Raw genomic sequence first — 13,390 nt, 5'->3', positions numbered from 1 at the left:
CCCCTTTTTTTTTTTTTTTTGGGGGGTGTTCTTCTTCCATTGGGAAAAAACCCCCCCCACCCGGGAAGCCGAAACGGATCGGTGGTGTTCGCTGACCTCCTCGCGAGGTCGGACGATCAGCCCTCCTGGGCGTCGGAGCGGATGTCGATCCGCCAGCCGGTGAGGCGGGCGGCGAGGCGGGCGTTCTGGCCCTCCCTCCCGATCGCCAGCGACAGCTGGTAGTCGGGCACCACCACCCGGGCCGCGCGGGCGGCCTCATCGACCACGGTCACCGACGCCACTCGCGCGGGCGACAACGCCTGCCCCACGAACTCGGCAGGGTCCTGCGACCAGTCGATGATGTCGATCTTCTCTTCATTCAGTTCGTGCATGACGGCGCGCACCCGCTGCCCCATCGGCCCGATGCAGGCGCCCTTGGCCGAGACCTGCGGGTTGTGGGAGAGCACGGCGATCTTGGTGCGGTGGCCGGCCTCGCGGGCGACCTCCTTGATCTCGACGACACCCTGCTCGATCTCGGGCACCTCGAGCTGGAACAGCCGCTTGACGAGGTTCGGGTGGGTGCGCGAGACCACCACCTGCGGCCCCTTCAACTCCTTGCGCACCGCGACCACGTAGACGCGCAGCCGCTTGTTGTGGGCGTAGACCTCGCCGGGGGCCTGTTCGGCCGGGGGCATGATCGCCTCGATCTCACCCAGGTTCACCCGCACGATGCGCGAGTCGCGATCCTGCTGCACCACCCCGGTGAGGATGTCGCCCTCCTTGGCGGCGAAGTGGCCGAACTTGCGCTCGTCCTCGGCCTCGCGCAGGCGCTGGTAGATCACCTGGCGGGCCATCGAGGCGGCCACTCGTCCGAAGCCCTCGGGGGTGTCGTCGTACTCGCCGATCTTCTCGCCGTCGTCGTCGAGCTCGGGCGCCCAGACGTGCACCTTGCCGGTCTTGGTGTTCACCTCGACCCGGCTGTGCGACATGTGCAGCGGGGTCTTCTCGTAGGCATTGAGCAGGGCATCCTCGAGCGCCTTCACCACATAGTCGAGGGAGACCCCCTTGTCACGCTCGATCTGGCGGAGCGCAGCCATGTCGACGTCCATCAGTTGTCCTCCTCGTCGGTGTCGTTAGCCTCGTCGCCGTCAGCCTCGTCGTCGGCCTCGTCGTCCTCGTCGGGGAGGTCATCGACGTCGTAGTCGTCGATGGAGCGATTCATCTCGACCTGCACCAGCGCCTTGGTGATCTCGGCGATCGACAGCTGGTGGGTCACGGGCTTGGGGTTGCGGTTGCCCTTGACCGACTCGGGCGTGACCTCGAGGGTGACCTGGTCGCCGTCGACCGCGACGATGCGCCCGGTCATGGACGTGCCGCTGGCCAGGGTCACCTTGACCAGTCGGGTCAGGTTGCGTCGGTAGTGCTTCGACTCCGTGAGCGGACGACCCGTGCCCCGGCTCGAGACCTCGAGGGTGTAGGCGCCGTTCATGGCATCGATCTCGTCGAGCACGGCGGAGATCGAGAGGGTGGCGGCCGAGATGTCGTCCAACAGCGGGCCTCGACCCTGGGGACCGTCGCCGTCGACGGTGATCCGCAACACCGAGCGGCGACCGGCGGGAATCACCTCGAGATCGTCCAACTCCAGACCATGGGCGGCCAGTGCCGGCTCCACGACCTCAATCAGTCGGGTGTCTATCACGCCTCTGCCCTCTTTCTGTTGTGGTGCTGCTGTTGTGCCGTCAGAGTGTAGTCGACCCGGGCGTGGGCTGCGCGGACCGTACGCTGGAACCATGCCAACCCGCCGATCCGTGCTCGCCTCCGGCCTGCTGGCCACGACGGCACTCACGCTCACCGGCCTGACCGGAGGCTGTAGTTGGTTCGACCCGACGATCCGCGGCGACGGCGACCCGGGCGGCAGCCCCACCCCCTCCCCCACGCCGGGCGCCGATCAGCTCACCGCGGTGGCGTGGCTCAACGAGGTCTCCCGGGCGCTCGCTGCCCTGCGCTCGGCCACCGGGGCCACCGCCGCCCAGCAGGCCTGGGCGAGGGGCTGCCAGCAGGCCCTCGGGTTGCAGTCCTCGGTGCTGCGCCGACCCGATCCGCTCGTCGGCGACCTGCCCGAGCCGGTCGCTGCGCCCCCGACCATCGCACCTGCACCGGTGCCCGTGGCCCAGGCGCTGACGACGCTCGGCACCGTGGCCACGGCCCGGGCCGCCGATCTCGCCGCACTGGCCGACCGTGCCGACGCCGGGGCCCACGCCCTGCTGTGGGGGTCGGTGAGCATCTTCGTCGGCTCCTGCGCTCGTCCGGCCGCCCACCCACCGGTGAACCAGAACCTGCTCCCCTACCGGTTCGACGCCGAGACCCTCGAGCACGCCCAGGGGGTGCTCATCCAGCAGCTGTTCCGCGCCGAGCAGGCCGCCTCGGCGCTGGTGGGTGCGCTGTCGTCCGGTGAACTGCGCACGTCGCTGCAGGCCCGGCGCACCGGACTGGCCGCCCTGCGGGTCGAGACCCAGAACGAGATGCGGGCCAACGGGGCCACCCCGCCCCCGCCCGAGCCGGGATACGACCTTCCCGAACGGCCGACGGCCAACAACGCCGGCGTGATCATGGCGGCCGTCGAGACCGATGTCGCCAACGCCCTGGCCGGCGTCTACTGCTCGACCAGCCCGACCACCCAGAACGGACGATCCGCCGCCCGTGCCCGCTGGAGCGCCCAGATGACGCAGGCCACCCGATGGGGGCCGACGAGCTGGTTCCCCGGCTGGGTCTGAGTCTCGGTCGGTCTGAGTCTGGGCCGGTCTGAGTCTGGGCCGGTCTGAGTCTGGGCCGACCCCTCACCGCCCAACCATCAGAAGCACGGTGTCGTAGGCCAGCTTGACGACCAGCAGCCCCACCACCGCCAGGAAGACCTTCCGGACGAACCCCGAGCCGTGCCGCACCGCCATCTGGGCGCCGATGAAACCGCCGGTCAGATTGGCGGCGGCCATCATCAGCGCGAGCTTCCAGATGATCACGCCCTGGATCGAGAACACCGCGATGGCGGCGACATTGGTGGTGAGATTCGCGAGCTTCGCCAAGACGCTCGCCTGCAGGAATCCGTAGCCGAGCAGCCCCACCAGGGCGATCACGAAGAACGAGCCGGTGCCAGGGCCGAGGAACCCGTCGTAGAGGCCCACCACCAGGCCGATCGCCGCGGCCACCGCGGCTCCCCGCCAGCCGGTCCAGCGCACCTGGTGGTGCAGGCCGAGGGTCGGTTTGCGCACCGTGTAGATGCCCACCCCGACGAGTGCGGCCAACACGATCGGGGTGAAGGCCTGCTTCGGCAGGAAGTTGACCAGCCTGGCGCCGATGGTCGAGCCCAGATAGGCCAGCACCATCAGGGGGACGGCCGCCTTCCAGTCGACACTCACCTTGCGCAGGTAGGTGGCGGTGGCGGTGAGGGTGCCGGCCGCCGAACTGACCTTGTTGGTGCCCGAGATCGCCGCCACCGAGGTGTCGGCGGGCAGCCCGATCAGCAGGCTGGGCAGCTGGATCAGCCCGCCGCCACCGACCACCGCGTCGACCCAGCCCGCGACGAAGGCCGCCAGCACGAGCAGCACGATCACGTGCAGGGCGATCTCCATGAGGGCCTCTCGTCCGACCTGACGCCGGGCGGGTCAGCGACCGATCTCGCGGAGCACCTCGGCCAGGGCGTCGTCGACGGCCACGCTGCGGGCCGTGCCGGTGGCGCGGTCGCGAATCTCGACCAGGCCGTCGGCCAGGCCTCGTCCGACCACCACCGAGGTGGGCATGCCCAAGACCTCGGAGTCGGCGAACTTCACTCCCGGCGAGGCCTTGCGGTCATCCAGCAGCACCGCGACCCCGGCCTCGTCCAGCTCGGTGGCGAGCTGCTCGGCGAACGCGGCGACGTCGTCACCCTTGCCGGTGGCGAGCACCATCACCTCGAACGGGGCGAGATCGCGCGGCCAGCACAGACCCTTCTCGTCACTGGTGCCCTCGGCGACCGCGGCGACGGCGCGCGAGCAGCCGATGCCGTATGAGCCCATGGTCACCGTGACCAGCTTGCCGTTCTGGTCGAGCACCTTCAGCCCCAGGGCGTCGGCGTACTTGCGCCCCAGCTGGAAGATGTGGCCCATCTCGATGCCGCGGGCCAGGGTCAGCGGCCCCGAACCGTCGGGCGACGGATCGCCCTCGCGGATCTCGGCCACGTCGAGGTACCCGTCGGCAGTGAAGTCGCGGCCGGCCACCAGGTCGATGACGTGCTTGCCGGCCTCGTCCGCACCGGTCACCCACGCGGTGCCGGGCACGACGGCCGGGTCGACCAGGTAGCGCACCTTGCTGGGCTTCTCGGAGCCGAGGGCGCCCGGGCCGATGTAGCCCTTCACCAGCTGCGGATGGGCGGCGAAGTCCTCCTCGCCGAACGGCACCGGCTCGGCCGGGCCGACAGCGGCCTCGAGGCGCTTGGCGTCGACCTCGCGGTCGCCCGGCAGGCCCACGGCCAGCGGCTCGGTGGAGCCGTCGGGGTGGTGCAGCACGAACAGCACGTTCTTGAGCGTGTCGGCGGCCGTCCAGGCGCGGTCGGCCCGGGCATGCTCGGCGTTCACGACGGCCACCAGCGAGTCGATGGTCGGCGTGTTCGGGGTGTCGACGACCCGCGCGACCCCGACGGACGAGGCGTCGACCTCGGCGGCCAGCGGGCGCTGGACGGCCTCGACATTGGCGGCGTACCCACCCGGCGAGCGGACGAAGGTGTCCTCGCCGTTGGCAGCGATGGCCAGGAACTCCTCCGACGCCGACCCACCCATGGCACCCGCGTCGGCCTGGACGATCACGTACTCGAAGCCGAGTCGGTCGAAGATCTTGATGTAGGCCTCGCGGTGGCGCTGGTAGCTCTGCTCGAGACCGGCATCGTCCACGTCGAAGGAATAGGAGTCCTTCATCACGAACTCGCGGCCGCGCAGCAGCCCGGCGCGCGGGCGGGCCTCGTCGCGGTACTTGGTCTGCACCTGGTACAGCGACAGCGGCAGGTCCTTGTAGGAGTTGTAGAGGTCCTTCACCAGCAGGGTGAACATTTCCTCGTGCGTCGGGCCGAGCAGCAGGTCGGTGCCCTTGCGGTCCTGCAGGCGGAAGAGGTTGTCGCCGTACTCCGTCCAGCGTCCCGTGGCCTCGTAGGGCTCACGCGGCAGCAGGGCCGGGAAGCGCACCTCCTGGGCGCCGATGGCGTCCATCTCTTCGCGGACGATCGACTCGACCTTCTGCAGCACCTTCAGGCCCAGCGGCAGCCAGCTGTAGACGCCCGGAGCGGCGCGGCGGATGTACCCGGCGCGCACCAGCCAGCGGTGGCTGGGCACCTCGGCATCGGCAGGGTCCTCTCGCAAGGTGCGGACGAACAACTGCGACATCCTGGTGATCACGCTGGGCCTCTCGAGTGGCTGGAACCGAACGCGGGTCAGCTTATCGGTGCCGCACCACCGCGCTCACCCGGGTTTCGCCGGCCCCGACTGCAGGCCAGCAGCGCGCCCGTACAAACGTCTACACCGTGGCTCGACCAACCGGCCCTCAGAGGGGGTTGGTCGAGTCACGGTGTAGAAGTTTGTACCTTCGACGCCGGACAGCCGCGGTTGGATCAGTAGAGCACCGTGGCCAGCGCGTCGATCGTCTGCATGCCGCAGCGCTCGTACAACCGGCGGGCCCGGGTGTTGAAGTCGTTGACGTAGAGCGAGACCACCGGGTAGCGCTCCCGGGCCAGGGCGATCACCGACGACATCGCCGGCACCGACGCCCCGTGGCCGCGCAGCGCCGGCGCCAACCACACCCCTTGGATCTGGCAGATGGTGCCGTAGGCGGTGCCGATGTCGGACTTGAAGAGCACCCGGCCGTCCTCGACGATGCCGAAGCAGTGACCCTCGGCGACCAGCCTGCGCATGTGGCTGCGGTAGCCGCCGGTCGGGTCGAGCGGAGACACGCCCACCTCTTCGGTGTACATGGCCACGGCAGCCTCGAAGTAGGGCTCAAAGTCGGCCAGGGTGATCACCCGCACCCGCGGGTCGCCGGCGAACGGTGACTCGTGGTCGGTGACCATCAGCGGCTGGTGGGAGCGCACCTCGCGCACCCGCGCCCAGCTGCCGTGACGTTCGGCCAGCCGTTCGTGCAGCCCCCGCACCAGCGGCGCCCGCCCCATGATCGAGGACGAATGGCGCCTCGCGCCGATCTTGGCGGCGAACGCATCCAGCGCCCCGGGATCGGCACCGGCCGGCACCAGATTCGACCCGACGTGACACAGGGCGACCAGCTCATGATCGCGCTCGAACCCGAGCACGTCACAGCCCAGGGTCACCCGATCGAGCCCGAACTGCGCGATGCGGGAGCGCAGGAAGAGGTTCGAGATCGGCTCGGGGCGCAACAGTTCCAGGGCGGCGGGCACGTCGGCGTTGCCCAGAACCCTCAGTCGGGTGCTCACGGGAGCCCCGGAACCGACGACGCAACTGACACGGCGCTCAGTCTGTCACGTGCAGCAGGGGTGGGGTTCGGGGTCGGGCCGCACGGGCCAGGGTTGTCAGCCGACCGACACCTCGGGGGCGCCGACCTCGGTCGACTCGGCCGCGATCCGGTTGGCCTCCTCGATCAAGGTTTGCACGATCTCGGCCTCGGGCACGGTCTTGATGACCTCGCCCTTGACGAAGATCTGCCCCTTGCCGTTGCCGCTGGCGACGCCGAGATCGGCCTCGCGGGCCTCACCTGGGCCGTTCACGACGCAGCCCATGACGGCCACGCGCAGCGGCACGGTCATGCCCTCGAGGCCCTCGGTCACCTTCTCGGCGAGGGTGTAGACGTCGACCTGGGCTCGTCCGCACGAGGGGCACGAGACGATCTCCAACTGACGGGGGCGAAGGTTCAGCGACTCGAGGATCTTGATGCCGACCTTGACCTCTTCGACCGGCGGCGCCGACAGCGAGACGCGAATCGTGTCGCCGATGCCGCGCGAGAGCAGCGAACCGAACGCCACCGACGACTTGATGGTGCCCTGGAAGGCCGGCCCGGCCTCGGTGACGCCCAGGTGCAGCGGGTAGTCGGCCTTCTCGGAGAGCATCTCGTATGCCCGCACCATCACGACCGGGTCGTGGTGCTTCACCGAGATCTTGAAGTCGCCGAAGCCGACCTCCTCGAACAGGCTCGCCTCCCACAGGGCCGACTCCACCAGCGCCTCGGCGGTCGGTGCCCCGTACTTCTCGAGCAGCCGCTTGTCGAGCGAGCCGGCGTTCACGCCGATGCGGATCGAGACGCCCGCGTCGGCGGCCGCCTTGGCGATGCCGGCGACCTGGTCGTCGAAGGCGCGAATGTTGCCGGGGTTCACGCGCACCGCGGCACAGCCGGCGTCGATGGCGGCGTAGACGTACTTGGGCTGGAAGTGGATGTCGGCGATCACCGGGATCTGCGACTTGTGCGCGATCGCGGGCAGGGCCTCGGCATCGTCCTGCGACGGCACGGCGACCCGCACGATGTCACAGCCGGTGGCGGTGAGCTCGGCGATCTGCTGCAGCGTGGCGTTGATGTCCGTGGTCTTGGTGGTGGTCATCGACTGCACCGAGATCGGGGCGTCACCACCGACGAGCACCTTGCCGACCTTGATCTGCCGGGTCTTGCGACGGGGGGCCAACACGGGCGGGGGCATGGCCGGCAGGCCGAGGTTCACACTCATGCCCCCAGATTACCGCGCAGACCCGGGCGTTTCGCCCCGGACGAACGCGAGCGCCCGCCCCCCCGGCGAGGGTGGCGGGCGCCGCGTGTGGAGCGGTGATGCGTCACTTCATGGCGCTGGCGTATCCGATCAGGTCGTCACCCGAGGTCACCTCGACCACGGCCGACTTGACGCTGGGCGCCTTGAACGAGACGGCCTTGCCGGTCACCGCCGTCGTGAACGTGGTCACCGTGCCGTTGTCGAGCCGGGCCTTCACGGTCACCAGGGCATCGGCGGGCAGACCGGCGGTCTGCACCGTCACCTGGTTGCCCTTGACAGTCACCGCGGGGGTGACACAGGTCGGGTTCTGCACCTCGGAGGCCACGATCACCGATCCGTCGGCGGCCAGCAGGGTGGCCTGGGCCTTCGCCCACCCGAGCTGACCGTTGCCCGACCACCAGGTCTGCGGCGCCACGGTGGTGACCTGACCCTGACCGTCACGGGTCCAGGTCACCTTCAGCTTCGCACCCTCGGGCACGTCACCCGAGACGGTGAAGCCGAACGAGTTGCAGTCCCCGTCGAAGAACCCGAGGCTCGGCGGCACCAGGGCGGCGGCCTTGATGCCCACCACGGCGGGATCGTGGTCGGACGAGGCGTACGGGTCGGCGGCGTAGAAGTCGGTCACGTTGTAGTTGCGACGCGAGTACTGGAAGGCGATCGACTCGTCACCGTTGATGTTCCACACGGCGCCGGCGCTGACGAGGGCCTTCGCCGCCGCATTGCCGAAGACGTGGTCGAGCGAACCCAGTCGTCCACCGAACTGGTAGGTGGTGTCGTCGGAGGTGACGACGTTGGCGAAGCCCGCGCCCTCGATGATCTGCACCGGCTCCTCGGCGGAGTAGGCGTTGAAGTCACCCAGCAGGAAGACCGGCTGGTCGGCGAACTGGGCGTTCACCCACGAGGTCAGCGCCGAGGCCTGCGCCTTGCGGGACGGGTTCGACAGGCCCTGGCCGGTGCCGTCGTCCTCACCGGAGCCCTTCGACTTGAAGTGGTTGGCCACTGCCACGAACGAGGTGCGCGAACCCGTGACCGTGAACTGCTGGGCCAGCGGCTGGCGGGCGTTGGCGAACGCCGGGTCGGAGAGGATCTGCGACCCGCCCACCGGGGCGACCGCCGAGGAGCGGTAGATGAACGCGAGGCGGATGTTGTCCTCGTTCGGCGGCACCTGTCCGGCGTTGGTGGGCACGTACTTCCAGGCCTTGGCCGGGTCGTCCTGGTTCAGCACGTCGACCAGGTGGGACAGGGTGGCGTCCCGGTCATGGCCGAAGTTGGCGGAGTTCTCGATCTCCATCAGGGCGACCACTTCGGCGTCGAGCCCGTTGATGGCCTTCACGATCTTGGCCTGCTGGTCGTCGAACGCGGCCTGGCTCCAGGCGCCCCGCACCGCGCAGTTGTTCGCCGCCACGGGGTTGCCCAAGCGGTCCTTGTACGAGGCGCAGCCGGCCTCGTCCTTGCCCAGGTCGGTGAAGTAGTTGAGCACGTTGAAGGTGGCCAACTGCACGTCGCCACCGACGTTCGGCACGGTGGCCGGACGGTCGTTCTCACTGGCGAGGAAGGGCGCGTTCGCGCCGACCACCTGCGAGGTGGGCTGGTAGTTCCACTGGAAGCGGTAGTCGAGGATCACCGGCTTGGTGAAGCTGACCTGCGAGTTGGTGCGCACCGGGGTCTGGGCCGACAAGTACGGCAGCGGCGAGTTCTTCGCGGTGGCATTGGTCATGTAGTTCCACGAGGAGCCGTCATCGAGGGTGATCAGCTTCTTCACCTGCTCGGCCTCGTAGGCCGCCGCCTCGGTGTAGGGCACCTTGTCGGTCGGCGTGTACAGCGGCTTGTCACCGACGGCCAACCCGAGCTGACCGAAGGTGTTCAGGTCGTAGTTGTTGGTGATGGTGTAGGTGCCCTGGGGGGCCACCAGCATGCCCTCGTAGGCCTCCTTGTCGGCGTCGGTCACGGGCAGCGTGGCCAGCGGGGTCGCCGTGACCGGGTCGCACCCGGCCGCCGGGGTCAGCGTCACCTGATCTAGTTCGGTCAGCCCGTTGAACTCCTTCACCGTGCCGGTGACGTCGTAGCAGTCACCGACCGTCACGGTGGTGGTGCCGTAGACGAAGACACCGTCGGACGAGTCCTGCGCCGACTTGGGTGCGCCACCCGAGCCGGGGGTCTGCAGGTAGAACCCGTTGAAACCACCGGTCGGGTAGTTGGCGGTGACGACGCCCCGGGTGGTGACCTTCGTGCCGACCAGCGGGCTGGCGGCGCCGTTGCCCTGGATCTGCGCGATCGAGACAGCATCGGCCGGCGGGTCAGTCGGGTCCGTGGGCGGATCGGTGGGGTCGCCGCCGGTCTGGCCCGGGTTCAACGCCCCGGGGGTGACCGTCGCCGAGAAGGCGAAGTCAGCGCTGTTGTTGTTGGTGTCGTTGGTCGTGGTGCGACCGATCGAGCCGGGATCGCCGTTCGCCCCGGTGTAGACCACGGCAGTGCCCTCGGGCGAGTTCGATCCGCCGAAGCCGACCTTGTCGATCACGCTGGACGCATCGGGCGTGGTGGCGGTGGCGCCGCTGACCAGGTACACCGTTCCGGTGGTGCCGCTGGGGTTGAAACCGGTGGCGGTCTGGTCGACGGTGCCAGCGGGCAGAGCGGCGCCTGTGGTGCCGTTGCTGCCGCCCTGCAGCACGAAGACGTCGCCGGCCGCCAGGCTGCCCGACAGGGCCACGGTCGAGTTGGCATTGCCGGTGCCGGTGGCCGAGCGGTACTGCAGGCTCAGGCCCGACAGCGAGATGGCGGCTCCGGTGGGGTTGAGGATCTCGACGAACTTGTCCTTGTAGGGCTGGTTGGCCGAGCCCCCACGGGCGTAGACCTCGTTGATGACCAGGTGGTCGGCGGCGGCTCGCGCGGGCACGGCTTGGACGACACCGACGATGGCGGTGGCGAACAGGGCCGAACCCACGCAGAGCTTCACGCGCGCAGATGGCTGCATGGCAAAGACTCCAGAGTTGGGGAGGGCGTGGGACATGGAACGAACCCCGCTCCGGAGCACTCGTGGTGCGGGTTTCGGTGCCACCCCATCACGAAACCGGTCCCCGCGGGCAGGGCCCGCTGCGGGGATTCACAGGAAGTTCACGGAAACCTCACCGGACCCGCCCTCCCCTACCGTGGGGGCATGGCCCACCCCGTGCGACGCAGCCTGCCGGCCCCCCTCCGGCCCGCCCGCATCCTGCTGACCGCCCTGATGATCGCCGGACTGGCGCTGGCCGGGCTGGTCGCGCGCCCCACGGCGGCCCGGGCCGCGTCCGATGTGGTCAAGGCCCTCGACGTGGCCATGGACATCCGGCCCGACGGGTCGATCAAGGTGACCCAGACCTACGACTACGAGTTCGCCTCGCGCCAGTCGCACGGCATTCAGGTCAAGCTCGTCACCCGGGAACCGTGGCCCGACGACGAGAGCAAGGACGTCGTGTACGGCATCGACGACGTCACCGTCACCAGCCCCACCGGTGCGGCCACCGATCTGTTGCAGAGCGCGCCACAGACGGGGCGTCACCGCACCCTGACCCTGCGCATCGGCAATCCCGACACCGAGGTCGGCCAGCGGCGCCACACCTACGTGATCAGTTACACCCTCACCGGCGCTCTGCGCACCTTCGACGATGCTCCTCAATTGTTCTGGGACATCACCTCGCGCGAGAACCCCCCGATCGAGAAGATCTCGACCACCGTCACGGCTCCCGGGCCGGTGACCGACTCCCGCTGCCTCTACGGCGGCGGCGAATGCCCCACCAGCCACACCGGCAATCGCGCCACCTTCGCGGCCAGTGACCTGCCGAGCGGTACGACGTTCACCATCGTGGCCGGGCTCACTCCCGGCAGCGTCGCCAACGCCCAACCCGATCTGCAGGACGAGTCGCTGATCTCGCCGCGGCTGACCACCCTCGACGCGTCCGGCACCGTCGACGAACACGGCACCCTGACCGTCGAACAGACGATGACCTACACCATGCCCGACGACGGCGACGGCACCTGGACCCTGCTGCTGGCGACCCGTCGTCCGTGGTCACCGATCAACGACGTCGAGCCGACCTACCGCAACCTCGAGGTCACCATCGACGGCACGCCCGTCGACTGGAGCTGGCGCTCCGGTCGCCGCACCAGCAGCCTGCAGCTGCGCGCGCTGACGGCCTCCTTCCCCGACAAGCCCGGGGTGCGCACCCGCACCGTCGTGCTGCGGTACACCGCCGAGGGCCTCACCCGCCCGCTGGATGACGGCACCGTCACCGCCGCGTGGGTGATCGGCAGCGAACTCGACAACCTGACCAGCGGACGAGCGCGGCTCACGCTCCCCGCACCCGCGGTCGAGGCGACCTGCACCGTGCGCTACGCCGGGATCGGTTCGAGCTACCCGTGCCGCCGGACGACCCCAGCCACCTCGGGAACCACGGTGACGGCCGACCTCGACGAGGACTCCTCCAGCGGGGCCGTGGAACTGGCGGCCAGCATGCCCTCGTCGGCCGTGACCCTCGCCACGCCCGACCTGCAGCCCAGCATCGACCGCCGCCACGGCCAGGCCGACGACCTGCGCACCTGGGGCGGCGTCGGTGGCGGCGCCCTCATGCTGGCCCTCGGGCTCGCGCTGGGCCACCGCGGCCGCAGCCAGCGCTACCGCGACCAGCCGCCCGGCGTGGTCACCCCGGGGGCGGCCATCGTGACCGCCCGCGGACATCGCGAGGTGCCCGTGCGTTTTGAACCCCCGGACGAGCTGACCCTGCTGGAGGCTGGGGTGCTCGATCGCGGCCGCTACCACCCGACCCAGCTGGCCGCCACGCTGGTCGAGCAGGCCGTGCGGGGCCACCTGCGTCTGTCGTCGCGGCCCCTGGCGGTCGAGCGGTGGGGCGAGGAGCCCCCCGAGCCGGGGCTCGGGAGTCGACTCTGGCAGCTCGCCACGGAGCCCGGCTCGTCCTACCCGCAGTCCCACCCCCTGGCGTCACGACCTCGGGAACTCCCCGACAAGACAGCGGTGCAGCTGGTCAGCGAGACCCGCAGCCGCGCCGAGGCCGTCGTCCGCCGGGGCGATCTGATCCGGAAGACCTCGCCGGGCCCGCGAGGCTGGCTCATCGTCGCCGTCATCGCCGCAGCCTGGCTCGGTTGGGGATTCTGGCTGCGGCCGGTCTTCGGCTGGTCGACCGTGCTGGTGCCGGTGGTGATCACCCTCGCCCTGCCGATCGGCCGGATCATCGGCCGCGCGGTGAGTCGTCCGGCGCTGACGGCCCGCGGCACCGCGCTCAAGGAGCAGAGCGACGGATTCAAGCTCTACCTGTCCACCGCCGAGGCCGACCAGCTCAACGTCGAGGCCGACCGCGACATCTTCCGCCGCTACCTGCCCTGGGCCGTGCTGTTCGGCCTCACCGAACGGTGGACGAAGGTGTGTCGCGAGCTCGCGTCCGCCGGTCGGATCGACACCCCCGACGTGACCTTCCTCAGCCTGACCGACCCCGGGGCTCTGCCCGGTGCGATCAGTTCGCTGACCAGCTCAGTGCAGTCGGCCTCGACCAGCAGCTCCGGCAGCGGCTGGGACGGCGGGTCGGGGTCGAGCTCGGGTTTCTCGTCGTCGAGCTCGTCGGGTGGCGGTGGTGGCGGGAGCAGCGTCTCCAGTTGGTGAGGCCGGCTCCCGTCAGAACAACG

The 13,390-nt window shown here is 69.8% G+C and carries 9 protein-coding genes; 2 read left to right on the top strand and 7 right to left on the bottom strand.

Annotated elements, in window-relative coordinates; genetic code table 11:
• Positions 1-116: 116 nt before the first annotated feature.
• Positions 117-1,088 (bottom strand): transcription termination factor NusA, encoded by a 972-nt coding sequence (nusA, locus tag ACSDQ9_RS11705; RefSeq protein ID WP_435147192.1) that lies wholly within the window; start codon positions 1,086-1,088, stop codon positions 117-119.
• The gene (gene rimP / locus ACSDQ9_RS11700; protein WP_435147190.1) at positions 1,088-1,678 is read right to left on the bottom strand and encodes a ribosome maturation factor RimP; all 591 of its coding nucleotides are present in this window, start codon (positions 1,676-1,678) and stop codon (positions 1,088-1,090) included. Before rimP ends, nusA begins: the two co-directional genes overlap by 1 nt.
• Before the next feature lie 91 nt (positions 1,679-1,769).
• Here rimP and ACSDQ9_RS11695 point away from each other — a divergent pair, with 91 nt between their 5' ends.
• Complete coding sequence (locus ACSDQ9_RS11695; protein WP_435147188.1) at positions 1,770-2,753, top strand: DUF4439 domain-containing protein; 984 nt, start codon at positions 1,770-1,772, stop codon at positions 2,751-2,753.
• A gap of 63 nt (positions 2,754-2,816) precedes the next feature.
• Here the strand turns inward: ACSDQ9_RS11695 and ACSDQ9_RS11690 are convergent, their stop codons facing one another.
• The 5 genes from ACSDQ9_RS11690 to ACSDQ9_RS11670 form a co-directional block, all read right to left on the bottom strand.
• Positions 2,817-3,605: a sulfite exporter TauE/SafE family protein gene (locus tag ACSDQ9_RS11690; RefSeq protein ID WP_435147186.1), complete on the bottom strand. Its 789-nt coding sequence runs from the start codon at positions 3,603-3,605 to the stop codon at positions 2,817-2,819.
• 33 nt (positions 3,606-3,638) lie between these two features.
• Positions 3,639-5,384 carry a proline--tRNA ligase gene (locus ACSDQ9_RS11685; protein ID WP_435147218.1) on the bottom strand — a complete coding sequence of 582 codons (1,746 nt, stop codon included), beginning with the start codon at positions 5,382-5,384 and terminating at the stop codon, positions 3,639-3,641.
• Positions 5,385-5,608: 224 nt separating this feature from the next.
• The gene (locus tag ACSDQ9_RS11680) at positions 5,609-6,442 is read right to left on the bottom strand and encodes a GNAT family N-acetyltransferase (protein ID WP_435147184.1); all 834 of its coding nucleotides are present in this window, start codon (positions 6,440-6,442) and stop codon (positions 5,609-5,611) included.
• A 96-nt stretch (positions 6,443-6,538) separates the two neighbouring features.
• A complete protein-coding gene (gene ispG / locus ACSDQ9_RS11675) occupies positions 6,539-7,681 on the bottom strand; it encodes a flavodoxin-dependent (E)-4-hydroxy-3-methylbut-2-enyl-diphosphate synthase (protein WP_435147182.1) in 1,143 nt (380 codons plus the stop codon).
• A 103-nt stretch (positions 7,682-7,784) separates the two neighbouring features.
• Positions 7,785-10,691, bottom strand: coding sequence for an ExeM/NucH family extracellular endonuclease (locus ACSDQ9_RS11670; RefSeq protein WP_435147180.1), 2,907 nt, complete (start codon positions 10,689-10,691; stop codon positions 7,785-7,787).
• A gap of 183 nt (positions 10,692-10,874) precedes the next feature.
• On the opposite strand from ACSDQ9_RS11670, the gene ACSDQ9_RS11665 reads away from it, so the two are divergent.
• Positions 10,875-13,367, top strand: coding sequence for a DUF2207 domain-containing protein (locus tag ACSDQ9_RS11665; protein WP_435147178.1), 2,493 nt, complete (start codon positions 10,875-10,877; stop codon positions 13,365-13,367).
• The last annotated feature ends 23 nt before the right edge of the window (positions 13,368-13,390 follow it).

The organism is Aestuariimicrobium soli (genome assembly GCF_051192575.1).
Taxonomy (GTDB): domain Bacteria; phylum Actinomycetota; class Actinomycetes; order Propionibacteriales; family Propionibacteriaceae; genus Aestuariimicrobium; species Aestuariimicrobium soli.
Note: the sequence above shows the minus strand (reverse complement) of the source record. Positions and strands in the feature narration are given on the sequence as shown.

Coding starts and splice junctions, on each gene's coding strand:
- nusA (WP_435147192.1), bottom strand. CDS start 1,088: ATGGACGTCGACATGGCTGCGCTCCGCCAGATCGAGCGTGACAAGGGG.
- ispG (WP_435147182.1), bottom strand. CDS start 7,681: ATGAGTGTGAACCTCGGCCTGCCGGCCATGCCCCCGCCCGTGTTGGCC.
- ACSDQ9_RS11695 (WP_435147188.1), top strand. CDS start 1,770: ATGCCAACCCGCCGATCCGTGCTCGCCTCCGGCCTGCTGGCCACGACG.
- ACSDQ9_RS11690 (WP_435147186.1), bottom strand. CDS start 3,605: ATGGAGATCGCCCTGCACGTGATCGTGCTGCTCGTGCTGGCGGCCTTC.
- ACSDQ9_RS11670 (WP_435147180.1), bottom strand. CDS start 10,691: ATGCAGCCATCTGCGCGCGTGAAGCTCTGCGTGGGTTCGGCCCTGTTC.
- ACSDQ9_RS11685 (WP_435147218.1), bottom strand. CDS start 5,384: ATGTCGCAGTTGTTCGTCCGCACCTTGCGAGAGGACCCTGCCGATGCC.
- ACSDQ9_RS11665 (WP_435147178.1), top strand. CDS start 10,875: ATGGCCCACCCCGTGCGACGCAGCCTGCCGGCCCCCCTCCGGCCCGCC.